Raw genomic sequence first — 25,632 nt, 5'->3', positions numbered from 1 at the left:
GCGAGGGCGAGGGGCCAGCCCCTCGCGCTCCCCGGGATATTTGAAAAGCGAAGAAGGGGAGAGACTTGGTTCGCGCACTGGTACTCGCAGCGCATCCCGTGCCCGACAGCTACGGGGCGGCGCTGCGCGACGCGACGGCGGGCGCCCTGCGCGGGCGGGGCTGGGATGTGGACCTGTGCGACCTCTACGCCGAGCGGTTCGACCCCGTGCTCAGCGAGGCGGAGCGGCGCGGATATCACGAGGTGCCGGCGAACCGAGGCCCGGTCGAGAGCTACGTGGCACGGGTCGAGGCCGCCGACGCGCTGGTGATGGTCTTTCCGGTCTGGAACTTCGGCTATCCCGCGATCCTGAAGGGGTTCCTGGACCGGGTGTTCCTGCCGGGCGTCTCGTTCCTGATCCGGGACGGAAAGCTGGCGCCAAACCTGACGCGGGTCCGCCGTCTCGCGGCGGTGACGACATATGGCGGGACGCGGATGCGGGCGATGCTGTGCGGCGACCCGCCCCGCCGATGCGTCACGCGCGCGGTCCGGTTCGTCTGCCAGCCGCGGACCATGCGGTATCTCGCGCTCTACGACATGAACCGGGCGAGCGACGCGCGGCGAGGGGCGTTCCTCAAGCGGGTCGAAGCCGAGATGGGGTCCTTCTGAATGCGCGCCCTGATCGTCTTCTCCCATCCCAAGGAGGACAGCTTCTCCGCCGCGATCCTGACCACCGTGAAGGAGCGACTGGAGGCCGCCGGGGTCGAGTACCGCATCCGCGACCTCTACCGGTCCAACTTCTCGCCCGTTCTGACCGCCCATGAGCTGGACATCTATCTCGACGAGGCCGCCAATACCGAGCCGGTGGCCCAGGACGTGGCCGATCTGCGATGGGCGGATACGCTGATCTTCGTCTATCCGACGTGGTGGTACGGGCTGCCCGCGATGTTGAAAGGGTGGCTGGACCGCGTGCTGGTGCCCGGCGTCGCCTTCCTGATGCCGAAAGCCGAGGGAGAGGACATCCGTCCTGGCCTGACCAACATCAAACGTCTGGCCATCTTCACGACCTGCGGCGCGTCCTGGTGGCTGACGCAGGTGATCGGCGCACCCGGCAAGCGGACCCTGACCCGCGGCGTTCGCGCGATCTGCGCCAAGGGCTGCCGGACCTACTACGCCGCCCATCACCTGATGGACAGCTCCACCCCCGAGACCCGCGCCAGGCATCTGCGCGCCGTGGCCGCCAAAGTCGATCGGATGACCGCATGATCCCCATCCTGTCCCTGCCCGAGCTATCCACCGATGACGGCCTCGCGGAACTGGGCGTCGCGGTGCGCGAGACGGGGTTCTTCCTGCTGCGCGATCACGGAGTGCCAGCCGACCTTCAGGCAGAGGTGTTGCGGCAGGCCGATCTCTTCTTCGACCTGCCCGTCGCCTCCAAAGCCGAAGTCGCCATCGAGAAGACGCCCCACTATCGCGGCTGGGCCCGCGCAGGGCTTGAAAGCCTGGATGAGACGCGGCCCGAAGTGGACACGAAGGAAAGCTTCAATATCGGCTACGACCTTGCCGCTGACGACCCCCGCGTCGTTGCAGGCGAGCCATTCCGCGGCGTGAACCAGTGGCCCGATCTGCCCGGCTTTCGCGAGACCATGCTGGCCTATTATGACGCCTGCCAGGGTCTGGGATTGCGGGTCCTGTCGGCGCTGGCGCGCGATCTGGGCCTGCCGGCGGACCATTTCGACGCTCTCTTCGAAGAGCCGCTTTCCGCGCTGCGGGTCCTGCGCTATCCGCCCGCCAGTGGAGCGCAGGGTGAGATCGGGGCCGGCGCGCATACGGATTACGGGGCGATCACGCTGCTGCTTACGGATGGCGAAGGCGGGTTGCAGGTCCGGCCCCGTGGCGGCGACTGGGCCGATGTGCCCCACATAGAAGGTGCCTATGTCGTGAATATCGGCGATTGTCTGATGCGGTGGACGAACGACATCTACGTCTCAACCCCCCATCGCGTGCTTCCGCCCAAACGGGTCCGCCGATCCGTCGCGTTCTTCACCGAGGCCAATCCGGATGCCGTCGTCGCGGCTTTGCCGGGCACCGGAGAACCGAAATACCCGCCGATCCGCGCGGCCGATTACCTCGCCTCCAGGCTCAAGGCGACCTACGCGCCGAAGGCGTCATGAGCGCGCGCGACTGGGCCGACCTGCGTGCGCCGGATTTCGAGGCGCTGGCTCCGATGCGGACGATCGCCGTCCTGCCGACGGCCGCGATCGAACAACACGGGCCGCACCTGCCTGTCGGCACGGATACGTACATCGCCGAGGGCATGCTTGATGAAGTGCGCGCCACTTGTCCGGATGATCTGGACCTGCTGATCTTGCCGGTCCAGGCCGTGGGCAAGTCGAACGAGCACCTCTGGGCGGCCGGGACGCTGACGCTCACGGCCGAGACGGCTTTGCGCGCCTGGGGTGAGATCGGCGACAGCCTTGCCCGTGCGGGGATCCGAAAGGTGATCCTCGTGAATTCACATGGGGGAAATCTGGATCTGGTGTCGATCCTGTCGCGCGAGTTGCGCGTGAAGCATGACATGCTGGCGGTGAAGTGCCAGTGGATGAGTTTTGGCGCACCGGACGGGATGTTCGGCGCGCAAGAGGCGCAGTTCGGGATCCATGGCGGCGACCGGGAGACGTCGCTGATGCTGGCGTTCCGGCCCGAGACGGTAGAGATGGGCGCGGCACGCGATTTCCGCTCGACCGCCGAGGATGCGCCGATCCCGCCGATCGGACCGGTTTCGTTGGGTTGGGTCGCATCGGACCTGTCTCCCGACGGTGTCGTGGGCGAGGCGCATCTGGCGACGGCCGAGAAGGGTCACGCACTGGCCCGTCACCAGGCGCGGGGTTTCCTTGAGTTGGCGCGGGCTTTGGCGGAACACCGGCTGCCGGGTTGACGCAACGGTCCGGGCGGGATGACAACCGGCCCATGTCAGACTTCGAAATCCACGATCCCGCCTTCGCCCGCTACGTTCTCGGCAACGCCCCGCTGAAGCGCCTCGCCACCGGCTTCGACTGGGTGGAGGGACCTGTCTGGTTCGGCGACGCCGGTTGCCTGCTGTTCTCGGATATCCCGAACAACCGCATCCTCCGCTGGACGCCGGATCGCGGCACGGGGCCGGACGAATTGGGCGTCGTCACCACCCACCGCGCGCCGTCGAATTACGCGAACGGCCATACGCGGGACCGGCAGGGCCGGCTGGTGAGTTGCGAGCACGGCGCGCGCCGGGTCACCCGGACGGAACATGACGGAACGATCACCGTCCTGGCCGATCGCTTCGACGGCAAGCCCCTGAACTCTCCGAACGATGTCATCGTCGCGTCGGACGGGGCGGTGTGGTTCAGCGATCCCCATTACGGGATCATGATGGATTACGAAGGCGCGCGGGCCGAGCAGGAGAACCCTTGCGTCGTCTACCGTATCCCCCCCGAGGGCGGCGTGCCCGAGCCCATGGTCACCGACATGAACTGCCCCAACGGGCTGGCCTTCTCGCCTGACGAGACTCTGCTTTATGTGGCCGATACCGGGCGTATGTGGTCCAACGATCCGCAGCATATCCGGGTCTACGACATGGAGGACGGCCGTCCCGTGAACGGTCGCCTCTTCGCCAAGCCGGATGCGGGGATCGCGGACGGGTTCCGGCTGGACGAGGACGGCAACCTCTGGACCAGCGCGGGGGACGGCGTGCACTGCTTCGCGCCCGACGGGCGGCTGCTCGGCAAGATCAGGGTGCCCGAAACGGTCTCGAACGTCTGCTTCGGCGGGCGGGCGAAGCACGTCCTCTACATCACCGCGACCACGAGCCTCTATTCCGTGGCTCTGGCGCGGCGGGGGGTGCAGCGGCCCTGAACTCAGGGCCGCCGCTGATCCGGCCTCACTTCAGATCGAAGCGATCCAGTTCCATCACCTTCGTCCACGCGGCGACGAAGTCGTCGACGAACTTCCGAGACGCATCGTCCTGGGCATAGACCTCGGCCAGGGCGCGTAGCTGCGAATTCGATCCGAAGACCAGATCGCAGCGCGTCGCGCTCCACTTCGTCTCTCCGGTGGAGCGGTCGCCGCCGATGAAGACGTTCGCCTCGTCCGAAGACGGTTTCCAGACGACGTTCATGTCCAGCAGATTGCGGAACACGTCGTTGGACAGCACGCCCGGCCGATCCGTCAACACGCCGTGCTTGCTGCCGCCGGTATTGGCGTCGAGGCTGCGCAGACCGCCGACCAGAACCGTCATCTCGGGCGCTGTCAGGGTCAGAAGCTGGGCGCGATCGACCATCAACTCCTCCGGCGAGACGTTGAAATCCGCTGCCTGGAAGTTGCGGAAGCCGTCGGCATGGGGCTCCAGCGGCTCGAAGCTGTCGGCGTCGGTCTGCTCGTCGGTCGCATCCATGCGGCCCGGCGTGAACGGGACCGTGACATCGTGCCCGCCGTCCTTGGCCGCCTTCTCGACGGCGGCGCAACCGCCCAGCACGATGAGGTCGGCGAGGCTGATCTTCTTCGGCGCGTTGGCGCCATCGAAGTCGGCCTTGATGCCTTCAAGCCTGTTCAGCACCTTTGCCAGAACCGCAGGCTGGTTCGCCTCCCAGTCCTTCTGCGGGGCAAGACGGATGCGCGCGCCATTGGCGCCGCCGCGTCTGTCCGACCCGCGGAAGGTCGAGGCCGAGGCCCATGCGGTGCCGACCAGTTCCGCGATGCTGAGACCGCTGTCGAGCAGCTTTGCCTTCAGGGTCGCGATGTCCGCATCATCGACCAGCGGGTGGTCGACGGCCGGGATCGGATCCTGCCAGATCAGGTCCTCGGCAGGGACTTCGGGCCCTTTGTAGAGGATCTTGGGACCCATATCCCGGTGCGTCAGCTTGAACCATGCGCGGGCGAAAGCGTCGGCGAACTTGTCGGGGTTCGCATGAAAATCCTTCGAGATGCGCAGATAGTCCGGGTCGGTCCGCATCGCCATGTCGGCGGTGGACATCATCGGCGCGTGGGTCTTCGACGGGTCGTGTGCGTCCGGTACCATATGCTCCGGCTTGGGATTCTTGGGCCGCCATTGCTGCGCGCCGGCGGGGGATTTGTGCAGCTCCCACTCATCGTCGTCATAGCCCAGCAGGACGTCGAAATAGCTCATGTCCCACTTGGTCGGCGTCGGCGTCCAGGCACCTTCGAGGCCGGAGGTGATGGTATGGCCGCCATGCCCGGTCTCCCAGGTATTGGTCCAGCCGAGGCCCATGCTTTCCATCGGGGCGCCTTCGGGCTCTGCGCCGACATGGCCTGGATCGCCAGCGCCATGGGCCTTGCCGAACGTATGGCCTCCGGCGGTCAGGGCGACGGTCTCTTCGTCGTTCATGGCCATCCGGGCGAAGGTGTCGCGGATGTCGTAGGCCGAGGCCATCGGGTCCGGCTTTCCGTTGGGGCCTTCGGGGTTCACGTAGATCAGGCCCATCTGAACGGCGGCCAGCGGGTTTTCGAGGAACCGGCCCTTGCCATCCTCGCCCTTGTCGTAGCGGGCATCGCCCAGCCACTCGTCTTCCATGCCCCAGTAAATGTCTTCCTCGGGCTCGTAGATGTCGGCGCGGCCTCCGCCGAAGCCGAACGTCTTGAAGCCCATCGACTCGAGCGCGACGTTTCCGGTCAGGACGAACAGGTCCGCCCAGCTGATCGCGTCGCCGTATTTCTGCTTGATCGGCCAGAGCAGACGGCGCGCCTTGTCGAGGTTGCCGTTGTCGGGCCAGGAATTGAGCGGCGCGAAGCGCTGATTGCCGGTCGACGCCCCGCCGCGCCCGTCGGCTGTCCGGTAGGTGCCCGCCGCGTGCCAGGCCATGCGGATGAAGAAGGGCCCGTAATGCCCGTAATCCGCCGGCCACCAGGACTGACTGTCGGTCATCAGCGCGGTCAGGTCGGCCTTCAGAGCCTCGTAGTCCAGCCCCTCGAATTTCTTGACGTAGTCGAACTCCGGCCCGTGCGGCTGCGAAGCGGGCTGGTTCTGGTGCAGGATGCGCAGGTTGATCTGGTTCGGCCACCAGTCCTTGTTGCCGCGGCCGCGGTTCGTGACGTGAAGCGTGGCGCCGTGAACGACGGGGCACTTGCCGGCGGAGCTGTCGGTTCCGTCCATCGGATCCTCCCGGAAGAAATGTAGGTGGGGGCCGGTCGTCCGGCCTTTGTGGAATCGTTCTAACCTTTCCCGCCAATAGGGGAAAGTTGCAAATTCCAATCCAAACGATAGGACTGGATTATGGCAATCACGCTCAGGCAGCTGCATTACTTCGAAGCCCTCGCGCGGCATGGGCATTTCGGTCGCGCGGCCGAGGCGTCGGCGGTCTCTCAGCCCGCGCTTTCGGTTCAGATCCGTGAGCTGGAATCCGCCCTCGGCACCGACCTCTTCGAGCGCGGCCCCCGCCAGGCCCGCCTCACCCCTTTCGGCGAACGGGCCGCCCCTCGGATCGCCGCGATCCTGCGCGGGGTCGAGGAATTGTCGGAACTGGCGCGCGCCGCGGGGGGCGACCTGTCCGGCCGGTTGCGCCTCGGCTTGATTCCGACCGTTGCCCCCTACCTCGTGCCGCGCCTCGTCCGGGCGGTCGCCGAGGCGCGTCCGGGTCTCGACCTCGATATCCGGGAGACGGTCACGCCCCGCCTTCTGGAGGAGCTCGGCGAGGGCCGGCTGGACGCCGCGATCGTGGCGCTGCCCCTCGGGGAGCCGACGCTGGTCGAAGCGCCCCTCCTGTCGGAGACCTTCGTTCTCGTCCGGCCGGAGGCCGAGGCCGGAATGCCGATCCCGGACCGCGAAACCCTGGGCGAGCGGAGGTTGCTGCTGCTGGAGGAGGGGCATTGCTTCCGGGATCAGGCGCTGTCGTTCTGCGCGCTCCGCCCCTCCCGCCCGGGGGCCGGTCTGGACGGGGCGTCGCTGGCCACTCTCGTGCGGATGGTGGGGGCGGGGCTGGGCGTGACGCTGATCCCCGAAATGGCCGTCGAGGCCGAAACCCGCGCCGCCCCTGTCGCCACCGCCCGCTTTCCCGAGCCGCAACCCCGGCGTGAGATCGGCATGGTCTGGCGCCGGACCACGCCGCTCGCGCCTCGTCTAGGCGACCTCGCCGAAGACTTGCGCGCGGCGCTGGCGGGCTAGGCACAGGGGTGGTCCGGCCGCCTAGGGTGCCACTCTCCGCAACGTCCCCCCTTCGATCAGGCGGCATTCCAGCCGGGTGACGCGGGGCGGCGTCACGCCGTTGAGGCGGGCCAGCAGATGCGCCGCCGCCATTTGGCCGATCTGCCGCCTGGGCGTTTCTAGCGTGGTCAGGGGGCGGGACAGGACCCGGGTCAGGTCGAGACGGTTGAAGCCGACGACACCGATATCGCCTGGCACGTCGAGCCCCGCCGCCTCGGCCGCCATAAGGCCACCGAACGCCGTGTTGTCGTTGTGGAAGAACACGGCGTCCCGCTTCTCCCCCGACAGGACCTGCGCCATGCCGCGATGACCGGCGACGAAGGCGCTGTCCTCTTCGGCCACGATCCGGGCCAGCGGAGCGATCCCCGCGAAGGCCATGGCGATCCCCTCGGCCCGCTGGTCGGCCCGTCGATCCCGCCCGGGACGGGGGCCGACGAAAGCCGGCGCGCGATAGCCCAGCGACAGGGCGTGCCGGCCCAGCGTCTCACCCGCCGCGAGGTGATCCACCCCGACGCAGAAGTCGATCGGATCGGTGCGCACGTCCCAGACCTCGGCCACGGGCAGGCGGGCCCGCGTCAGGATGGGGGCCAGCCCGGGATCGTGGTCGCAGCCCGTCAGGACCAGCGCGGCGGGACGCCAGACCGTCATGCGCTCCACCCAGTCCAGCTCTCTCGACGGGTCGTAATCGGTCGTGTCGATGATGCTCGGATGACCCGCCAGGTGCAGCGCGCGACGCATCCCGCCCAGAATGTCGGCGAAGACATCGTTGAAGAGGTTGGGGACCGAGATCCCGATCAGGCGGGTCTCGCCCACGGCCAGCGCGCGGGCGGTGCCGTCGGGGACGTACCCCATCTCGGCGGCGAGGCTCGCGATGCGCTGACGCGTCGCCTCTGACACCCCGTCGATGCCGCGCAACGCCCGGCTGACGGTCATCGCCGAAACGCCGGCGGCCACCGCGACGTCGCGCACGCCGACGGCGCCCGATCCCTTCCGCATCCCTCTGGCCCTCTTGACGTTACCGGTAACGCTGATCCGGCTTTTCTCATCTTCCCGCGCGACCGTCCACGGGCAAAGCTGCATCCCGGGAGGAAGGGAATGCCGGAAATCGTCTTGGACGGCGTCGAGAAGCGATATGGCCGCACGCAGGTGCTGCCGCCGCTGGACCTGACGTTGGAGGACGGCGAATTCACCGTGCTCGTCGGCCCGTCCGGATGCGGAAAGTCCACGACATTGCGCCTGCTCGCCGGGCTGGAGACCTTGTCCGGCGGAGAGATCACCTTTGACGGCCGCCCCATCAGCAAGCTGGAACCCAAGGCGCGGGACGTGGCGATGGTCTTTCAGGACTATGCGCTCTACCCGCATATGAACGTCGCCAAGAACATGAGCTTCGCGCTGCGCCTGTCGCGCGTGCCAAAGGACGAGATCGATCGCAGGGTCGCCGCGGCCGCGGAAATGCTGGGCATCGACCACCTTCTGGACCGCAAGCCCGCGGCCCTGTCCGGCGGGCAGCGCCAGCGGGTCGCGATGGGCCGCGCGCTGGTGCGGGATGCGGGTGTGTTCCTCTTCGACGAGCCGCTCTCGAACCTCGATGCCAAGCTGCGCGCCCGGATGCGGACCGAGTTGGCCGAGATGCGCAACTCCATCGACAAGAACATGATCTACGTGACCCACGATCAGGTCGAGGCGATGACGCTGGGCGACCGGATCGTCGTGATGAATGCCGGCCGCATCCAGCAGCAGGGCACGCCCGAGGATCTGTTCGAGCGGCCGGTCAACAAGTTCGTCGCGGGCTTCATCGGCGCGCCGACCATGAATTTCCTGCCCGCGCGCGCCGAGGGGGACCGGCTGGTGGGCGAGGGCTTCGACCTGCCGCATCCGCCCGGCCTGCCCGTGCCGCAGGGCGCGGTCGAGATCGGCATCCGCCCTTCCGCCATCACGGTCGATCACGGCGCCCCGCTGGAGTTGCGCGTGGTCGTGGCCGAGTATCTGGGCGCGCAATCGGTCCTCGTGACACGGTGCGGCCCCCACGAAGTGCTGGCGGAAGTCGAGAGCGCAACCCGCGCGAAACCCGGAGAGACCGTGCGCTTCGCCGTCGATCCGGCCGAGATCATGATCTTCGATCCGGAGACGGGCACCCGCCTTGTCCCGGACGGCGAGGGATAATCCATGGGAGGAGACGACATGCTGAAGAGACTAGGATCGGGGGCTGCCGCGGCGGCCTTGCTGGCGGGGACCGCGTTCGCCAACCCCTACGAGCCCTATCAGGACACGACGCTGGTCGTGATGTTCCCGGCGCATCCCCACTACGACGCCGCCATCGAGGTGCTGGACCAGTTCACCGAACAGACCGGTATCGAGGTCGAGGTGGACCAGCTCCAGTATCTGCGGATGCGGGAGCGTCAGACGCTGGAGCTGACCAAGGACGAGGGCGATTACGACCTGATCTCCTTCGTGGTGTTCTCGAAGGCGGACTACGTCTATGCCGACCAGCTCGAGAACCTGGCCAAGTATTTCATGAACCCGGCCCTGGCCGATCCGACCTACGACCAGGGCGACCTGATCGACGGGTACGTCCAGAACATCGGCGTGGCCGGCGGCACCAAGGGCTATCTGCCAGGCCAGCTCGGCAGCGCCTTCGGGGTGCCGTTCGGGTCCGAAACCAGCGTTCTGGCCTATCGCCGCGACATCTTCGAGAAGCACGGGATCGAAGCGCCCGAGACCTACGAGGAGTTGCTCGACATCGCATGCCGGATCCCCGAACTGGAACCGGGCATGGGGGGGATGGCCTCGCGCGCGGCGTCGGGGCATCAGGCGAGCCATGCCTTCCTGCTGCATCTTGCGCCTCTGGGCGGTCAGGTCTTCGACGACAATTGGGAGCCGATCATCAACAACGAAGCGGGGGTCGAGGCGGCCAACGCATTGAAGACGATCGTTGATTGCGGCCCCGAGGGTGGCACGACCTTCGGCCCGTCCGAAGCGGCGGCGGCGTTCAAGTCGGGTCAGGCGGCGATGTTCCTCGACTCGATCGCCTTTGCGGCCGGGTTCGAGGATCCGAGCGAGAGCCAGGTCGCTGGAAACGTCGGCTATGCGCTGCATCCGATGGGGGTCGAGCGGGCCAGCCAGACAGGCGGTTTCGGGCTGGCCATCCCGGCGAACGCGCCCAACAAGGAGGCGGCGTTCCTGCTGCTGCAATGGCTGACCTCGAAGGAGGGCGACAAGGCCGTGGCGATGGCCGGCGGCAATCCCTCGCGCTTCTCGACCTATGCCGATCCCGAGGTGCAGGCGAAGTATCCCTACTCGGAAACCTTTGGTGAAGCTCTGAAATATGCGGATCCCGACTGGCGGCCGATCATCCCGGTCTGGGGGCAGATCAACTCGGATATCGGGACGACGATGAGCCAGGTCCTGACCGAAGGGCTGGACCCTCAGGAGGCGCTGGACGGGGTCGCGGAGCGGACCCGCGCGCTGATGGAGGAGTCGGGTTACTACACCTGGCAGGCCGCCGAGTGAGGGACGCGGCCCGCCCCCGCGGCGGGCCGTCTGTGACCGATCGGCAACGCGAGTGTTGCCGAAAGTCCAGTACACCCCCCGTGCACCCCCCGTCTGCACAACCGGCACGGATTGCGGCGGACGGAGGCACGGGGAGACGGATCGGACTGGGCATCGAGCCCCGACCGATCCGGGCTTCCGGCGGGAGTATTTGGGCCGAGAAGAAGCCGGGGGCACGCCCCCACCGAAGAGGGAGGGTCGACATGCTGGCGAACGTGAACCGCGCGACGCCCTACCTGTTCCTGGCGCCGGCCGTCCTGGTGATGGCGGTCGCGCTGCTCTACCCGATCGGGTACATGATCTGGGCCTCGTTCCTGGACTGGAATCCCAGCCAGCGGATCGGGGAGGCCGAGTTCGTGGGCCTTCGCAACTACATCTACCTGCTGGGCGACGCGGCCTTCCGCGAGAGCTTCTGGGTGACGATCCGGTTCGCGGCGATCGTGGTCACCGTCGAGATGGTGCTGGGCGTGGGGCTGGCCCTTCTGCTTGACCGCAAATTGCGGGGCATGACCGTGCTGCGGACGATCTTCATCCTGCCGATGATGATCGCGCCCATCGTGGTGGGCCTGATGTGGCGCTACATGTACCATCCCACCGTCGGCACGCTGAACCGGATGCTGGAGAGCGTGGGTCTGCCTTCGGCGCCCTGGCTGTCGGACGGAACCTGGGCGTTCGCCTCGATCGTGATCGCCGACATCTGGCAATGGACGCCCTTCATCTTCATCCTCGCGCTGGCGGCGCTGCAATCGCTGCCGCAATCGGCGATGGAGGCGGCAAGGATCGACGGCGCTTCGGGCTGGCAACTGATCTGGCACGTCAAGCTGCCACTGATGCTGCCGGTGCTGATCGTCACCGCGCTCTTGCGGCTGATCGACGCCTTCAAGGTGCTTGAGGTGATCCTGGTCCTGACCAATGGGGGGCCGGGCCTGTCGACCGAAATCGTCGCGCTGCGGATCGCGCGGACGGCGCAGGAATTCCAGGATCTGGGCACGGCGGCGGCGATGTCGAACCTGCTGCTGATCCTGCTGCTGGTTCTGACAATCCTGATGTTCGGCTATACCCGTCTGACCGAGCGGCGTGCCGCCCGGCTGGCGGCGGCCCGCGAGGCGGAGATCACCTGATGGAGCGCCGCGCCAACCCCGCCTTCTATGCCTTGCTGGTGGCGCTGGTCCTGATGGCCGTGGGGCCGATCTGGCTGATGCTGGCCACGTCGCTGAAGCTGAACGTGGATATCATCTCGGGCACATCGGCTCTGTTCTTCGTGCCGACGCTGAACAACTATGAGACCGTTCTGTGCGACTACCTCTGGTACGAGCCGGAGCATGTGCGCCGCTGCGACCGGACCTTCGGGCGGGCGCTGGTGAACTCGCTGATCGTGTCGACGGTCGCGACTTTCCTGACGCTGATCCTGGGCTGCATGGCGGCCTATGCGCTGGTGCGGTTCCGGTTCATGGGGCGCGGGGTGACCAGCCTGACGACGCTGCTGGTGCGGATGGTGCCGCCGGCCGTCCTGCTGGTGCCGGTCTTCGGGATCTGGACGTTCCAGTACGGGCTGGACGGCTCGCGCGCCGGTCTGGTGCTGGTCTACGTGGCGATGAACCTGCCCTTCGTGATCTGGATCCTGCAGAGCTTCATCGTGCAGGTGCCGATCCAACTGGAAGAGGCGGCGCGGATGGACGGCGCGGGGCCGTTCCGCACCTTCTTTCTGGTGGTGCTGCCGCTGATCAAGCCGGGGCTGGCGGCGGCGGCGATCTTCACCTTCCGCATCGCCTGGAACGAGTTCCTGCTGGCCAACGCGCTGGCGGACCGCAACACGCGGACGGTGCCCGTCGTGATTGTGAATTCGATCACCGAGTACGACATCGATTGGGGGGTCATCATGGCGACCGGCATGTTGCTGGCGATCCCTCCGATCCTGTTCACTCTGGTGGCCAGCCGGCAGATCATCACCGGCATGACCGCAGGGGCGGTGAAGGGGTGATCCGGTGTCCGCCCTCGGCGGCGATCGATCCGGTGGATCGATCGGGCGGATCACGGGCGCAGCCCTGGGCGACCCACGGACCGGCGAAGCCGGCGAAAGGTCCAGTGGACCTTTCGAGGGGATCGCAAGCGACGTGCCGGAGGAAGACCGCCCCCGTCCGTGCGCCGATGACCGGAGGCGTTCCCGAGGGGGCTCCGTCGTGATCGACTGGCTGCTGGCCCCCATCGACCTGACCCGGCCCCACGATGTCGGCGCGCTCCATGCCTGGCACGGACGGCTGATGGTGCTGGCCTGGGGCGTGCTCGTACCGCTTGGCGTCATCATCGCGCGGTTCTTCAAGGTCCTGCCGCGACAGCGTTTTCCCGAAGTGGTCGAGAACCTGTTCTGGTGGCGCACCCATCTGGCGGCGCAGGGCGGGGCGCTGGTCCTGATGGCGGTCGGCCTCGTGCTGGTGCTGTGGACCGGGCCGGGGGTCTCGGCCACGGCGGGGGCATGGGTCCATCACTGGCTGGGCTGGGCGATCCTGGCGCTGGGCGCGGCGCAGGGGATGTCGGGCCTGTTGCGCGGCACGAAGGGCGGGCCGACCGACCCCCGCGGCAGCCTGCGGGGCGACCATTACGACATGACGCGCCGCCGCCTTGTCTTCGAGCGGGTGCACAAGACGCTGGGCTATGCGGCGCTGGCCCTGTCGCTTGCCGCCGTCATGACGGGGCTGTGGCAGGCGAACGCGCCGCGCTGGATGTGGATGAGCCTGTCGTTCTGGTGGGGCGGGCTGGCGGCGGCCTTCGTGATCTTCCAGCGCCGAGGGATGGTCGTGGACACCTATGTCGCGCTGTGGGGGCCGGACCCCTCGCATCCAGGCAATGCGCGCCGGGTCAGCCGCAATAGAGACGGGTGATCGTGCCCTCGGCGTCGGTCTCGATGTTGAGGCGGTCGGGGACGAAATCGGTGGTCGCAATGCCGCCGGGGGCCAGGATGCGGTGGTTCAGGTCCGCCGGCAGCGTCACCGCCGCCACGTTCGTCCCCACCAGCGAGGCGTAACCCTCGGCGCCGCAGGGATCGTCGCTGTCGTTGCAGGCCATCAGGAGCACCGGGATCAGGAGGGCGAGACGTCGCATGGCCCACAGCATCACCGGGTGCGCGGCGATTGCAAGTGGACCGTCGCCGCGCCACGGTGATCGGCAGGATCAGGGAGGACGCGATGCGCACGAGAGCGGCGGTGGCACTGGAGGCGGGCAAGCCGCTGGAAGTGATGGACGTGGAGCTGGACGGCCCCAAGGCCGGAGAGGTGATGGTCGAGATCAAGGCGACCGGCATCTGCCATACGGACGAGTTCACCCTGTCGGGCGCCGACCCCGAGGGGCTGTTCCCCGCCATCCTCGGCCACGAGGGCGCGGGCGTGGTGGTGGAGGTCGGCGAGGGCGTGACCTCGCTGGAAGTCGGGGACCATGTGATCCCGCTCTACACGCCGGAATGCCGGGAATGCGACTATTGCCTGAACCCCAAGACGAACCTGTGCCAGGCGATCCGCTCGACGCAGGGCCAGGGGGTGATGCCGGACGGAACGAGCCGGTTCCGCATGACGGACGGCACGCCGATCCTGCATTACATGGGCTGCTCGACCTTCGCGAACCATACGGTGATGCCCGAGATCGCTTTGGCCAAGGTGCGGCGCGACGCGCCCTTCGAGAAGATCTGCTATATCGGCTGCGGCGTGACCACGGGGATCGGCGCCGTCATCAACACCGCCAAGGTGGAGATCGGGTCCCGCGCCGTGGTCTTCGGGCTGGGCGGCATCGGACTGAACGTGATCCAGGGGCTGCGGCTGGCGGGCGCCGACCAGATCGTGGGCGTGGATCTGAACCCGGACAAGCGCGCGATGGCCGAGCGGTTCGGCATGACCGACTTCGTGAACCCCGGGGACGTCAGTGGCGACATGGTGGCCCATCTGGTCGAGCTGACGGGCGGGGGCGCGGATTACACCTTCGACGCCACGGGCAACGTGGACGTGATGCGCACCGCGCTGGAAGCCGCGCACAAGGGCTGGGGCGAGAGCGTCATCATCGGCGTCGCGCCGGCGGGCGCGGAGATCGCGACGCGGCCCTTCCAGCTTGTCACGGGCCGCGTTTGGCGGGGCACGGCCTTCGGAGGGGCGCGGGGTCGGACCGACGTGCCGCGCATCGTGGACTGGTACATGGACGGCAAGATCGAGATCGATCCGATGATCACCCACACCTTGTCGCTCGAGAACATCAACGAAGGGTTCGACCTGATGCATCGCGGCGAGAGCATCCGCAGCGTGGTGGTCTATTGAGGGCTCCGCTCGCCGGTCTGGCACTGCTGGCGGGCGCTGCACAGGCCGGGGAGGCGTTCGTCCTGTCGGCGGGTCCGGAAGAGGCGGTCTTTACCGGCGCCGAGGTGGCGGATGCCGTCATCGCGCAGGGGCAGCAGGGCGGGCCGGTCGTCTTCGTCACTCTGTCGGAGAATGGCGCGCGACGTCTGGCGGCGTTCACCACCCCGCTGGTGGGCGAAGTGGTGGAACTTTCGCGCTGCGGCGAGGTGCTTGTGGCACCGCGACTGATGACGCCGATCTACAGCGGCAATATCCAGATCCCCGCGCCCGTCGATCCCGGATCGGCAGAGGCGCTGGCGGCCGCGATCCGCGAAGGGACAGAGTGCCCAGGAGGGTGAGCGCAGCGCTTACACGGGGCCTAGGGACAGGTTTGCAGGTCCTGGAGCGCGTGGCGACCCGGTTCGCCCGCTTAGGCCTGCGACATCGCGCGACCCGTCTTTCCCGCCGCGCGCCGCCATGGAAGGAAGGGCCACCCGGGTCCGCCGTCAGGAAAGGCCACTCCGATGTCCGATCATTACCTGTTCCACATCCGCTTCGACGTCCGTCACGACGCGCCGGCGGCCCTGCACCGGGCGCTGACCGTGCTGTCCGAAGGGAATGCGCCGACGGACGCGGAGCTGGACGGCTTGCCTGGCATCGTGAAGGATTACCTGCGCGGCAATACGGGGGCGCCCGGCGACGGCGTCCATCTCTACTGGCATTACGGTCCCAAGCGCGTCTACCGCGGCGGTGAGCTGGTCGAAGCCCCAAGGGAGCCGCATGAGGGCAGCCATGCCCTGCGCATGACGCAGACCTTCCATGACGACGAGTATTTCAACGGCGGCATCTACTTTCCCTATTGGCTGTTCCAGTTCGCCGCCCATGACGGGCCCGTCGCGACGATGCAGCAGACGAACGGGAACGAGTTGCCCTCGGTGGTCACCAAGCATGGCGACCGGCTGATCGAGACGTCGCTTGCCTACAACCCGGATCGGTTCTGGCCCATCGGGAACGAGCGGCCCCCAGAGCAGGGAAACCCGGTCGTCATCAAGGAGAACCGCGAGATGTCCCTGTCCGAGACGCTGGAGGGACTTTCGGTGTTCCGCGACGGGTTCGCCTGGGAATGACCGGCGACGCGGTCACGATCCGGGAGATCGGACCCGGCGAGATGGACGATACCGTCTGGGCCATGCTGGAGCCGGTCTTTCGGGCGGGCGACACCTATGCCGTCGATAGCGGGATCCCGCGCGAGGCGGCTTTGGCCTACTGGTTCGCGGAACGGGTCTGGGTGGCGTCGCTGGAGGGCGCGCCCGTGGGCACGTTCTACATCCGCGAGAACCAGAAGGGCGGCGGGGCGCATCTGTGCAATGCGGGTTTCGTCACCGACCCGGCGGCGCGAGGACGCGGCGTGGCGCGGGCGATGCTGGATCACGCGCTGTCGGAGGCGCGCGCGCTGGGCTTTCGCGGCATGGTCTTCAACTTCGTCGTGGCCACGAATACGCGCGCCATCGACACCTGGCGCCGTGCGGGGTTCGAAGAGGTGGGCCGGGTGCCCGGCGCTTTTCGACACCCGAGCGAGGGCTTCGTCGACGCGCTGATCCTGTATCGGCTTCTGTGACCGTCCTGGACGATCTGGCCCGATCCGTCCGTGGGCGCCTCGCCCATGCGGCTCTGGCGGTCGGGCGCGCCGACGAGACGCAGGTCTTCGGGATCTCTGCCGCGCCGGACGCGCCGCCGATGGGGCCGGACGCACCGATCCGCGTGGCCTCGATCTCGAAGGTGGTGACGGGGCAGGTGGTGCGTGCGGCGGCGGCGCCCGGCGCAACGGTGGATGTGGCGGGGCGGCGGATCGCGCTGGACGCGTTGCTGGGTCACGTAAGCGGGCTGCGCGACGGCGCGGGGCTGGTGCCTGCGGATGGCCGGTCGCCGGTGCAGATGGCCGGGGACGCGGAATGGGGGCCGCCGGTCTTCGACTATTGCAATCTGGGCTATGCCCTCGCGGCGGACGCGGTGCTGGGCGCTGGGTTCGGAGAGGCGGCCTCGGCCTGGCTGGCCGCGTGGGGCATCGAGGGCGGGTTCAACTGGTCCGGCGTTCCCGATGAAGCATGGGCGCGGGCCGTCCCCTGCCTGCGCCGGACGGACCGGAGCTTCGTCGCGCAGATCGACGGGGCCGGTCCGGCGCCCGCGCCGAAAGCCGCGGGCGCGGGGGCTTTCTCGCCGCAGGGCGGGTTGCGGACCTCGCTGCGGGGCTGTCTTGCACTGGCGCGCGCGATTCCCGCCATGGATCGGACGGTGCTGCACGATCCGGGGCCAGCCCGGCCCACCGACCTCTTCGACCGCTACGGGCCGGGCCTGATGATCCTGCGCCGGCCCGCCTTCTACCCCCGGGCTCTGATCGGGCATTTCGCCAACGCATACGGGCTGTGCGGCGGGATCTGGCACGACGCCGAGGCCGGTCTGTCCTTCGCCTATCTGCTCAACGGCCTGCCGGAGGGCGACGAGGACGATGCCCTGCGCCCGGTCGAGCGAGAGATCTTTGGCGCGATGGCCGCGATTGCGGTGGGCGGCGGCGGAAAACTCGCCTAGCTTACGGGGATGCCCAATCGCGACAGACCCCTTCTCGCCGTCCTCATCGACGCCGACAACATCCCCGCCAAGTACGCCGAAGCCATCCTCGAAGAGATCACGGGGCTGGGAGAGCCCGGCCTGCGCCGGGTCTACGGCGACTGGTCCAGCGACCGGCTGAAGCCCTGGGCCGGTAAGGTGCGCGACCTGGGCCTGGTCGCCCATCAGGAGACGGCGAACACAAAGGGCAAGAATGCCAGCGATATCGGGCTGGTGATCGACGCGATGGACATCCTGCATACGGGGCGGTTCGACGGCTTCGTGCTGGTCAGTTCGGACAGCGACTTCACCCGTCTGGCGAGCCGGATCCGCGAGGATGGGCTGGACGTGATCGGCATCGGCGAAGGCAAGGCCCCCGAGGCGCTACGCAATGTCTGCAACAGGTTCATCATGATCGAGAACCTGACCGACGAGCGGGTCGATGACGGCCCCTCGAAGCGCAAGCCGCAGGACGCGCTGCCGGTTATCCTGCGCGCGATGGAGCGGATGGACCCGGATGGCGACTGGTACGCTTTGGGCGCGCTGGGCAGCCAGATCGTCGCGGTGGCCCCCGATTTCGACACCCGGACCTACGGGCGCCGCAAGCTGAGCGACCTGATCGCCGAGATCAAGCGGCTGGAGACCCGCAAGGACGGCACGCAGATCATGGTGCGGCGGCGGGACTAGGGCGGACGGGCCTAGTCTTCGCCCGCGCCGAAGCGGGTGCGCAACTCGCGCAGGACGGGGATGGCGGTACGGATGCGGGCCTCGCCGATTTCCTGGACGGCCGCGGTCATGATCGGGCGGATCGCGGCAAGGGCCGCCTCGCGCGCCTTTTGGCCCGCCGGGCTGATGGCCACGCGCTTGCGGCGGGCATCGTCCCAGTCGGGGCGGATATGGACATGCCCGGCCCATTCCAGACGGTTGAGCGTGTTGGTCATCGCCCCCCGCGTCAGGTGGAACGTGCGGGCCAGATCAGCAGGGGACCGTTCCTGCCGGTGCTGCGCGAGGTAGTTCAGGACGACGAAATGGCTCAGCTCCATCCCCTTGGGCAAGGCCTTGGACAGGCGCGCGCGGATGAGCTGGTCCGCGGTCAGCACCTCGGAAAAGAGCGCGACGGCGAGGCGGTCGGCTTCCTCGGTCATGGGCCGTCCCAACGGCGGTCGGCATGGATGGCGGGCACACGGGCGCGCGCCGCTTCGACTTCGGCCAGGTCGATATCGCAGAGATGGACGCCCGGATGCGTGCCCGCATCCAGCAGCACCTCGCCCCAGGGCGCGACGACCATGGAATGCCCGTGGGTCCGGCGTGTCCGTCCGACGCTGGCCTCGTGCTGTCCGGTCTGGGCGGGCGCCAGGACGAAGCAGCCCGTCTCGATGGCGCGGGCGCGCAGCAACACCTCCCAATGGGCGGCGCCGGTGACCGGCGAGAAAGCGGCCGGCACCGACAGCATGACGGCCCCCGCCTGCGCCAGCATCCGGTGCAGGTGCCCGAAGCGCACGTCGTAGCAGACCGTCATGCCCAGCCCACCCCACGGCGTCTGCGCCACGGTCGCGCGGGCGCCCGGGCGATAGGCGGCGGATTCGCGGAACGTCTCGGTGTCCGAGACGTCGACGTCGAACATGTGGATCTTGTCGTAACGCGCCGCGATGGCGCCCGACGGGTCGATCAGGATCGAGCGGTTGGCAAAGCGGCCCTGCGGGTCGGCGGTCCGCAACGCGAGGCTGCCGATGAGGATCCAGCGCTGGTGCCGCGCCGCCGCCGCGCGCATCGCGGAGAGCGTCGGGTCGCGCGGTTCCGGCCGCAGGACGGCCTTCTGATGCTCGCGCGAGGAAGAGACGCAGTTCGTGACTTCGGGTGTCAGGATCAGGTCTGCGCCCTCTGCCGCGGCCTCGTCCACGTAGGCGAGCGTCCTGGGCAGATTGGCCTCTGGGTCGTCGGAGGCGGTGAGTTGGAGGAGGGCGGCCCTCATCCCCGCAGGAGCGGGTCGAGTTTGCCCGCCCGTTCCAGCGCGTAGAGGTCGTCGCAGCCGCCCACATGCGTGTCTCCCACGAAAATCTGCGGCGTGGTGCGGCGCCCGTTCGCGCGCTGGGTCATGTCGGCCCGCGCGCCGGGCGTGCTGGCGACGTCGATCTCTTCGATCTGGGCGCCCTTGTCGCGCAACAGGCGGATGGCGGCGGTGCAGAAGCCGCAAAGCGGCTGGGTATAGACGGTGACGGGCTGCATCCGGGACACTCCTGTGGGGTGTGCCCGATATAGACGCTCAGCGGTCCTTCGCAACGCGCGCCAGCATGAGCGCGGTGATCGGCCCCGCCCTGGCGGCGCGCAGGACGTCGGCACAGGCGGCCATCGTCGCCCCCGAGGTCATCACATCGTCCACCAGCGCGACCGGCGCGCCGTTCAAATCCAGGCCCGGCGCCGGCGCGATGGCGCCGCGGATGTTCTCGAACCGGTCGGGGCGGGAGCGGTGGTCCTGGCTGAGCGTCGCGCGGGTCCGGAGCAGGCCCTGCGGCAGGCACGGCCCGCCCGTGCGCGCGGCGAGGGCGCGCGCGATCTCGGCCGACTGGTTGTAGCGGCGGCGGAACAGGCGCCAGCGGTGCAGCGGCACCGGTACGATGACGGTGTCCGGGGTCAACCGGTCGCGGGCCCTGCGGTGCAGCCAAAGCGCCGCCGCCTGGGCCAGTTCGGTCCGGTCGGCGTGCTTGAGTTGCAGGACGAGCGCGCGGGCGCGGCCCGCATAGACCAGCGCGGCGCGCCCCGCCTCCCACGGTCGGGGGACGGTCAGGCATTCATCGCAGCGCCCGCCCTCTGCCGTTTCGGTTCCCGGCAGGGGCGTCCCGCACAGGTCGCAGGCCGGATCTGACACGAAGGGCGTCTCTCGCCAGCATTCGGGGCAGAGGCCCGGCGCCTCGACCCGCGCGTCGCACATCAGGCAGGTGAGCGGAAAGATCGCGTCGCGCAACGCCATTCCACCCCGGAGGGTCAGGTTTGCCACCCTTTGCATCGCATCCGACATGTCCTACCTGCCTTTCGATGGCCGAGACACCGACCCTGACCGACCGCCGCGCATTGGAGGCGGCCCGTGCCCGCGCCCGCCGGATCGCGGATGACGGTGCTTGGGCGCTGCATCGCGAAGCTGCGGACGAGGTGCAGGAAAGGCTCAGAGACGTTAACAGAACGTTTACCGCGCCTGCGGTCGTGACGGCATTTCCGGACCTTTTCGCCGATCTCCTGCCCGGCGCCGTCGTGGTGCTGGACGCGCCCGTTCTGGCGCTGGAGCCGGGCGCGCACGACCTGGTGGTGCATTTCATGTGCCTTCATTGGGCCGACGACCCGGTGGGCCAGCTGATCCAGTGCCGCCGGGCGCTGAGGCCCGACGGGTTGCTGATCGCCTGCGCCATGGGGGGCGATACGCTGGCCGAGGCGCGCGCCGCCTTCGCCGAGGCGGAGGCGCGCATCTCGGGCGGTCTGTCGCCACGCGTCGCTCCGATGGGCGAAGTGCGCGATCTGGGCGCCCTGTTGCAGCGGGCGGGACTGGCCCTTCCGGTGGCCGACACCCAACCGCGGCGGGTCCGCTATCGCGATTTGCGTCATCTGGTCGGGGATCTGCGCGCCACCGGGGAAACCAACGCCCTGGCCGCGCGCCACCGCGTCACCCCGCCGCGTGAACTGTTTTCCGAGGCCGAGCGTATCTATAAGGCTGCCTACCCGGACGGGGACGGCATCGGCGCGACGTTCGAGACGATCTTCCTGACCGGATGGGCGCCGTCGGACGACCAGCCGAAGCCGCTGAGGCCGGGATCGGCGACCGCCCGGCTGGCGGATGCGCTGGGCGTGCCTGAACTGGGCGAAGAGGGGACGAGGACATGATGACCGATCACACGCCGCTGCCGCACGCGCCCGAGGACCACCCGAAGGTGAAGATGGGCCGGATCGGCGTCCTGCTGGCCAATCTGGGCACGCCCGACGGGCACGATTACTGGTCCATGCGGCGCTACCTGAACGAATTCCTGTCGGATCGGCGGGTCATCGACTACTCGCCCTGGCTCTGGCAGCCGCTGCTGCAGGGGATCATCCTGACCAAGCGGCCGTTCTCGTCCGGGGCGGCCTACCGCTCGATCTGGAACGACGAAAAAGGCGAAAGCCCGCTGGCCACGATCACCAAGGCCCAGACCGCAAAGATGGCCGAGCGGATGCAGGACCGGTACGGCGACCGCGTGGTGGTCGATTACTGCATGCGCTACGGCAATCCCTCCACCACCTCGAAGGTGGAGCAGATGAAGGCCGCCGGCTGCGACCGGATCGTGTTCTTCCCGCTCTACCCGCATTATGCTGGCGCGACCTCGGCCACGGCCTGCGACCAGTTCTTCCGCGCGCTCATGAAGATGAAGTGGCAGCCCAACGTGCGCACCGTCCCCGCCTATTACGAGGATACCCGCTATATCGACGCGCTCGCGCAGTCGGTCGAGCGCGCCTATGCCGGGCTAGAGCGCGAGCCGGACATCCTCGTCTGTTCCTATCACGGGGTGCCGAAGCGATATTTGCTGGAGGGCGATCCGTATCACTGCCAGTGCCAGAAGACGACGCGCCTGTTGCGCGAGCGGCTTGGCTGGGCCGAGGACAGGATCGTCACCACCTTCCAGTCCCGGTTCGGCCCCGAGGAATGGCTCAAGCCCTATACCGTCGAAGAGGTCGCGCGCCTGGCCGAAGAGGACGGCAAGAAGAACATCGCCGTCATCGCGCCCGCCTTCTCGGCCGACTGCATCGAAACGCTCGAAGAGATCAACGAGGAGATCAAGGAGAGCTTCGAGGAGGCGGGGGGCGAGCATTTCACCTATATCCCCTGTCTCAACGAGGACGACGCCCATATGGACGCGCTGGCCGCCATCGTCGACGAGAACCTCGCCGGCTGGATCCAGCCGGACCGGGCCGCGGTGGCGCAGGCGGCGGAGTAATCCGGCGGACCGCCTGACGGCCGGTTTCTTCCTGAAGTGTGCCGGGGCTCTGCCCCTGACCCCGGGATATTTCCGAAGCGAAGAAGGAACCTCGCTCCTCATCCCGATCGAGCATGGGCCGGACGGCCGCGACCTGCGTGCGTCTTCTTCGCTTTTCAAGTATCCCGGGGGTCCGGGGGCAGCGCCCCCGGCAGTCGGCCGGCAAGCCCGCCGCTAGAGCCAGTCGCGCAGGATCGGGATGAGGGGGATGTCCGCGGGCGGCATCGGATAGTCTCGCAGACGGGCGGGGGCGACCCATTTCAGGGTCTGTCCCTCTCTGGGGCGGGGCGCGCCCTCCCACTTGCGGCAGGTGAAGAGCGGCATCAGCAGGTGAAAGCCCCCCTCGTCCGGGCCGTAGCTATGGGACGCGAAGGTCAGGGGAGCGAGGCAGCTAGCCCAGGTGTCGATGCCCAACTCCTCGTGCAGTTCGCGGATCAGGGCGGCTTCGGGCGTCTCGCCGGCTTCGACCTTGCCACCCGGAAACTCCCACAGGCCGGCCATCGACTTCCCTTCGGGCCGCTGCGCCAGAAGCAGGCGGCCATCCGGGTCGATCAGCGCCACCGCCGAGACGAGGACGGTCTTCACGCGCGCGGCCCTGTCTTGCGGCTCAAGAGCGGTAATCCGCGTTGATGTCGATGTAGCGATGGGTCAGGTCGCAGGTCCACATGACGTCGGATGCCTCGCCCAGGCCCAGATCGACGGTGATCGCGATTTCGGCGCGGGTCATGTAGCTGGCGGCGGTCTCCTCGTCGTAATCGTCGGCACGCCGGCCGTCGCGGGCGACTTCGATCTCACCGAAACGGATGGACAGGCGATCCCGGTCGGCCCGGGCGCCGGACTTGCCGACCGCCATGACGATGCGGCCCCAGTTCGGGTCCTCTCCGGCGATGGCGGTCTTGACCAGGGGTGAGTTGGCGATGGCCGAGGCGACGCGGCGGGCGTCCTGCGCGTTGGCGGCACCCTCGACGCGGATCTCCACCAGCTTGGTCGCGCCCTCGCCGTCGCGCACGATCTGCAATGCCAGATCCTGCAGAACCTCGTGCAGCGCCGCCTTGAGGTCACGCCCCGCGCGCGTGCGGGCCGAGGCGATGGCGGGGCCCGCCTTCTGCGTCGCCGCCAGCAGCACCGTGTCCGAGGTGGAAGTGTCGCCGTCGACGGTGATCGCGTTGAACGTCTTGTCGGCGAGATCCCGCAGCGTCGAGGCCAGCATCCCCGCGCCGGCCCGCGCATCGGTGAAGACGTAAGCCAGCATCGTGGCCATGTCGGGGGCGATCATGCCGGATCCCTTGGCGAAGCCGGCGACGGTCACGGTCTCGCCCTCTATCTCGACTGTCCGGGTGGCGGCCTTGGGGAAGGTGTCGGTCGTCATGATCGCGCGCGCCGCGTCTTCCATGCCGCCGGGCGACAGTGCTTCGCCCAGTCCGGGAAGCGCTTCGGCGATCTTTTCGGGGGGCAGCGGTTCGCCGATGACGCCGGTCGAAGAGGTCAGGACGCGGGTGGCGGGCAGGCCTGTCGCCTGCGCGACCGCCTGCGTGATCGCGGCGACCGAATCGACGCCCGCCTGACCGGTGAAGGCGTTGGCATTGCCCGAATTGACGAGGATCGCCCAGCCTGCCTTGCCCTTGGCCCCCTTCAGCTTGGCTTCGACATCGAGGACCGAGGCGGAGCGTGTAGCCGACCGCGTCGTCACGCCCGCCATCGTCGTGCCCGGGTCGCAGACCGCCAGCATCAGGTCGGTGCGGCCCTTGTAGCGGATGCCTGCCGAAGCCGTCGCGAAGCGCACGCCATCCACGACCGGGAGATCGGGCATGTCGACGGCGAGGGGCGAGACTTGTGGCGTCGACATGGCGGTCGTTGCCGCGACCTGATCGGCGGCCGCTGCCGTCGCTTTCTTCGCACGGGACTTGAGCTTCTTGACCTTGGCCTTCAGCTTCTTGATTTTCTTGTCCTTGGCTTTCTTGGCCATGTTTTGGACCCTCCCTGCCGGCGTGGCTGGCAGGGAGGGAACATCATTTTCCGGTCAGAGGAAAGATCGGGATCAGTCGATCAGCTCCGGATCGCGGATCACCGACGGCTCGATGTCGATCTCGGCCCGTTCCACCTGCGCTTCGCCCGCGATCCGCTCGATTTCGGCTTGAACGGTACTCTCGCGCAAGGCGTTCTCGATCTGGGGGCGGACCTGCTCCAGCGGCGGAGCATCCTTCTGGCGGGTCTCGTTCAGCTTGACGACATGCCAGCCGAACTGCGTCTGCACGGGGTCCGAGACCTGACCGGCCTCAAGGCTTTCCACCGCCTGCTGGAACTCGGGCACCATCTGGCCCGCGCCGAACCAGCCCAGAAGACCGCCATTGGGGCCAGAAGGACCGGTGGAATTCTCGCGCGCCAGTTCGGCGAAGTCGGCGCCTTCGTCGGCCTGGGCCTTGAGCGCACGGGCCTCTTCCTCGGTTTCCACGAGGATGTGGCTGGCATTCCATTCGGTTTCCGGCTCGGCAGAGCCGAACTGCTCCTTGTAGGCCTCCTCGATGGCGGACTCGTCGAGCGGCTCTTCGGCCAGACGGCCGATCATCCGGGAGGCCAGGAAGGCGCGGCGCTCGTTCTCTAGGCTCAGCTCGTCGGCCCGGTTCAGATCGTCTCCGATCACGTCGTTGAGGGCCTGCTGCTGGATCAACTGGTCCAGAAGACCCTGATACAGCACGTCATCGGGCAGTTGCTGGTATTCGGCGGGAAGACGCTCCCGCAGGGCGATGACATGGCCCAGCGTGATGTCGGTGCCGTTGACGGTCGCCAGCACGGTCGACGCGTCCTGCGCGAGGGCGGGCATCGGCGCGGCGAGGGCACCGACGAGAAGAAGGGGTCGGATCATGAGGTCTGGTCCTTTCCGGCGCGTCCTGCGCCGCTCGGGTTCGTTGACACCCCGGGGGGCCGGTCTTAGGTGACGGCGAACGGATTTCCCCACCCGCCGAGTTGATCCCCGCCCACCTATGGGGCCTCGGGCGGGGCGG

29 protein-coding genes are annotated in these 25,632 nt (G+C 68.2%); 19 read left to right on the top strand and 10 right to left on the bottom strand.

Going from position 1 to position 25,632, the window contains the following annotated elements:
- Positions 1-65 precede the first annotated feature (65 nt).
- The 5 genes from jaqu_RS15715 to jaqu_RS15695 are packed head-to-tail and all read left to right on the top strand — an operon-like array spanning position 66 to position 3,869.
- Entirely contained in the window at positions 66-647 is a 582-nt protein-coding gene (locus tag jaqu_RS15715) for an NAD(P)H-dependent oxidoreductase (protein ID WP_043919951.1), read from the top strand.
- Positions 648-1,244, top strand: a complete 597-nt coding sequence (locus jaqu_RS15710) for an NAD(P)H-dependent oxidoreductase (RefSeq protein ID WP_043919950.1) — start codon at positions 648-650, stop codon at positions 1,242-1,244.
- Positions 1,241-2,152, top strand: coding sequence for an isopenicillin N synthase family dioxygenase (locus jaqu_RS15705; protein ID WP_043919949.1), 912 nt, complete (start codon positions 1,241-1,243; stop codon positions 2,150-2,152). The genes jaqu_RS15710 and jaqu_RS15705 overlap by 4 nt, the downstream gene beginning before the upstream one ends.
- Positions 2,149-2,916 (top strand): creatininase family protein, encoded by a 768-nt coding sequence (locus tag jaqu_RS15700; protein WP_043919948.1) that lies wholly within the window; start codon positions 2,149-2,151, stop codon positions 2,914-2,916. Before jaqu_RS15705 ends, jaqu_RS15700 begins: the two co-directional genes overlap by 4 nt.
- A 32-nt stretch (positions 2,917-2,948) precedes the next feature.
- The gene (locus tag jaqu_RS15695) at positions 2,949-3,869 is read left to right on the top strand and encodes an SMP-30/gluconolactonase/LRE family protein (RefSeq protein WP_043919947.1); all 921 of its coding nucleotides are present in this window, start codon (positions 2,949-2,951) and stop codon (positions 3,867-3,869) included.
- Between the two features lie 25 nt (positions 3,870-3,894).
- On the opposite strand, the gene katG is transcribed toward jaqu_RS15695, so the two are convergent.
- Positions 3,895-6,123, bottom strand: coding sequence for a catalase/peroxidase HPI (gene katG / locus jaqu_RS15690; protein WP_043919946.1), 2,229 nt, complete (start codon positions 6,121-6,123; stop codon positions 3,895-3,897).
- Between the two features lie 117 nt (positions 6,124-6,240).
- Here katG and jaqu_RS15685 point away from each other — a divergent pair, with 117 nt between their 5' ends.
- Positions 6,241-7,131, top strand: coding sequence for a hydrogen peroxide-inducible genes activator (locus jaqu_RS15685; RefSeq protein ID WP_052501012.1), 891 nt, complete (start codon positions 6,241-6,243; stop codon positions 7,129-7,131).
- Between the two features lie 21 nt (positions 7,132-7,152).
- On the opposite strand, the gene jaqu_RS15680 is transcribed toward jaqu_RS15685, so the two are convergent.
- Positions 7,153-8,166, bottom strand: a complete 1,014-nt coding sequence (locus tag jaqu_RS15680; protein ID WP_043919944.1) for a LacI family DNA-binding transcriptional regulator — start codon at positions 8,164-8,166, stop codon at positions 7,153-7,155.
- A gap of 99 nt (positions 8,167-8,265) precedes the next feature.
- Between jaqu_RS15680 and jaqu_RS15675 the strand changes: the two genes are divergently transcribed.
- The 5 genes from jaqu_RS15675 to jaqu_RS15655 all read left to right on the top strand — a co-directional run bounded on the left by jaqu_RS15675 (position 8,266) and on the right by jaqu_RS15655 (position 13,598).
- A complete protein-coding gene (locus jaqu_RS15675; protein WP_043919943.1) occupies positions 8,266-9,333 on the top strand; it encodes an ABC transporter ATP-binding protein in 1,068 nt (355 codons plus the stop codon).
- Between the two features lie 18 nt (positions 9,334-9,351).
- On the top strand, positions 9,352-10,680 hold the full coding sequence (locus jaqu_RS15670; protein ID WP_043920207.1) for an extracellular solute-binding protein: 1,329 nt from the start codon (positions 9,352-9,354) through the stop codon (positions 10,678-10,680).
- Positions 10,681-10,922: 242 nt separating this feature from the next.
- A complete protein-coding gene (locus jaqu_RS15665) occupies positions 10,923-11,840 on the top strand; it encodes a carbohydrate ABC transporter permease (protein ID WP_043919942.1) in 918 nt (305 codons plus the stop codon).
- Positions 11,840-12,700 carry a carbohydrate ABC transporter permease gene (locus jaqu_RS15660; protein WP_043919941.1) on the top strand — a complete coding sequence of 287 codons (861 nt, stop codon included), beginning with the start codon at positions 11,840-11,842 and terminating at the stop codon, positions 12,698-12,700. The genes jaqu_RS15665 and jaqu_RS15660 overlap by 1 nt, the downstream gene beginning before the upstream one ends.
- A gap of 199 nt (positions 12,701-12,899) precedes the next feature.
- The gene (locus tag jaqu_RS15655) at positions 12,900-13,598 is read left to right on the top strand and encodes a cytochrome b561 domain-containing protein (RefSeq protein ID WP_043920206.1); all 699 of its coding nucleotides are present in this window, start codon (positions 12,900-12,902) and stop codon (positions 13,596-13,598) included.
- Here the strand turns inward: jaqu_RS15655 and jaqu_RS15650 are convergent.
- Complete coding sequence (locus tag jaqu_RS15650; protein WP_201774376.1) at positions 13,576-13,818, bottom strand: I78 family peptidase inhibitor; 243 nt, start codon at positions 13,816-13,818, stop codon at positions 13,576-13,578. The two genes, jaqu_RS15655 and jaqu_RS15650, sit on opposite strands and share 23 nt — an antisense overlap.
- An 83-nt stretch (positions 13,819-13,901) precedes the next feature.
- On the opposite strand from jaqu_RS15650, the gene jaqu_RS15645 reads away from it, so the two are divergent.
- The 6 genes from jaqu_RS15645 (at position 13,902) to jaqu_RS15620 (ending at position 18,323) form a co-directional block, all read left to right on the top strand.
- A complete protein-coding gene (locus tag jaqu_RS15645; protein WP_043919940.1) occupies positions 13,902-15,014 on the top strand; it encodes an S-(hydroxymethyl)glutathione dehydrogenase/class III alcohol dehydrogenase in 1,113 nt (370 codons plus the stop codon).
- Positions 15,011-15,391, top strand: coding sequence for a SecDF P1 head subdomain-containing protein (locus tag jaqu_RS15640; RefSeq protein ID WP_043919939.1), 381 nt, complete (start codon positions 15,011-15,013; stop codon positions 15,389-15,391). Before jaqu_RS15645 ends, jaqu_RS15640 begins: the two co-directional genes overlap by 4 nt.
- 165 nt (positions 15,392-15,556) lie before the next feature.
- A complete protein-coding gene (locus jaqu_RS15635; protein WP_043919938.1) occupies positions 15,557-16,159 on the top strand; it encodes a hypothetical protein in 603 nt (200 codons plus the stop codon).
- Positions 16,156-16,650: a GNAT family N-acetyltransferase gene (locus jaqu_RS15630; RefSeq protein ID WP_043919937.1), complete on the top strand. Its 495-nt coding sequence runs from the start codon at positions 16,156-16,158 to the stop codon at positions 16,648-16,650. Before jaqu_RS15635 ends, jaqu_RS15630 begins: the two co-directional genes overlap by 4 nt.
- Positions 16,647-17,618 (top strand): serine hydrolase, encoded by a 972-nt coding sequence (locus jaqu_RS15625; protein WP_043919936.1) that lies wholly within the window; start codon positions 16,647-16,649, stop codon positions 17,616-17,618. The genes jaqu_RS15630 and jaqu_RS15625 overlap by 4 nt, the downstream gene beginning before the upstream one ends.
- 9 nt (positions 17,619-17,627) lie before the next feature.
- On the top strand, positions 17,628-18,323 hold the full coding sequence (locus tag jaqu_RS15620; RefSeq protein ID WP_043919935.1) for an NYN domain-containing protein: 696 nt from the start codon (positions 17,628-17,630) through the stop codon (positions 18,321-18,323).
- Between the two features lie 11 nt (positions 18,324-18,334).
- Here the strand turns inward: jaqu_RS15620 and jaqu_RS15615 are convergent, their stop codons facing one another.
- The 4 genes from jaqu_RS15615 to jaqu_RS15600 are packed head-to-tail and all read right to left on the bottom strand — an operon-like array spanning position 18,335 to position 20,640.
- On the bottom strand, positions 18,335-18,781 hold the full coding sequence (locus tag jaqu_RS15615) for a MarR family winged helix-turn-helix transcriptional regulator (RefSeq protein WP_043919934.1): 447 nt from the start codon (positions 18,779-18,781) through the stop codon (positions 18,335-18,337).
- A complete protein-coding gene (locus jaqu_RS15610; protein ID WP_043919933.1) occupies positions 18,778-19,608 on the bottom strand; it encodes a carbon-nitrogen hydrolase family protein in 831 nt (276 codons plus the stop codon). The genes jaqu_RS15615 and jaqu_RS15610 overlap by 4 nt, the downstream gene beginning before the upstream one ends.
- Entirely contained in the window at positions 19,605-19,862 is a 258-nt protein-coding gene (gene grxC / locus jaqu_RS15605; RefSeq protein ID WP_043919932.1) for a glutaredoxin 3, read from the bottom strand. The genes jaqu_RS15610 and grxC overlap by 4 nt, the downstream gene beginning before the upstream one ends.
- Before the next feature lie 37 nt (positions 19,863-19,899).
- Entirely contained in the window at positions 19,900-20,640 is a 741-nt protein-coding gene (locus jaqu_RS15600) for a ComF family protein (RefSeq protein ID WP_236687877.1), read from the bottom strand.
- A 29-nt stretch (positions 20,641-20,669) separates the two neighbouring features.
- Between jaqu_RS15600 and jaqu_RS15595 the strand changes: the two genes are divergently transcribed.
- Together jaqu_RS15595 and hemH are read left to right on the top strand one after the other, a co-directional pair.
- Complete coding sequence (locus tag jaqu_RS15595) at positions 20,670-21,506, top strand: methyltransferase domain-containing protein (RefSeq protein ID WP_043919931.1); 837 nt, start codon at positions 20,670-20,672, stop codon at positions 21,504-21,506.
- Positions 21,503-22,591: a ferrochelatase gene (hemH, locus tag jaqu_RS15590; RefSeq protein ID WP_089268310.1), complete on the top strand. Its 1,089-nt coding sequence runs from the start codon at positions 21,503-21,505 to the stop codon at positions 22,589-22,591. The genes jaqu_RS15595 and hemH overlap by 4 nt, the downstream gene beginning before the upstream one ends.
- A 213-nt stretch (positions 22,592-22,804) precedes the next feature.
- Here hemH and jaqu_RS15585 read toward each other — a convergent pair whose 3' ends face one another.
- The 3 genes from jaqu_RS15585 to jaqu_RS15575 all read right to left on the bottom strand — a co-directional run bounded on the left by jaqu_RS15585 (position 22,805) and on the right by jaqu_RS15575 (position 25,493).
- Entirely contained in the window at positions 22,805-23,215 is a 411-nt protein-coding gene (locus jaqu_RS15585; RefSeq protein WP_043919930.1) for a (deoxy)nucleoside triphosphate pyrophosphohydrolase, read from the bottom strand.
- Between the two features lie 22 nt (positions 23,216-23,237).
- Positions 23,238-24,596: a bifunctional glutamate N-acetyltransferase/amino-acid acetyltransferase ArgJ gene (argJ, locus tag jaqu_RS15580; protein ID WP_084629920.1), complete on the bottom strand. Its 1,359-nt coding sequence runs from the start codon at positions 24,594-24,596 to the stop codon at positions 23,238-23,240.
- Between the two features lie 72 nt (positions 24,597-24,668).
- Positions 24,669-25,493 carry a peptidylprolyl isomerase gene (locus jaqu_RS15575; protein WP_043919929.1) on the bottom strand — a complete coding sequence of 275 codons (825 nt, stop codon included), beginning with the start codon at positions 25,491-25,493 and terminating at the stop codon, positions 24,669-24,671.
- Positions 25,494-25,632: the final 139 nt, after the last annotated feature.

Source organism: Jannaschia aquimarina (assembly GCF_000877395.1).
Lineage (GTDB): Bacteria > Pseudomonadota > Alphaproteobacteria > Rhodobacterales > Rhodobacteraceae > Jannaschia > Jannaschia aquimarina.
This window is presented reverse-complemented; position numbering and strand designations above follow the sequence as displayed.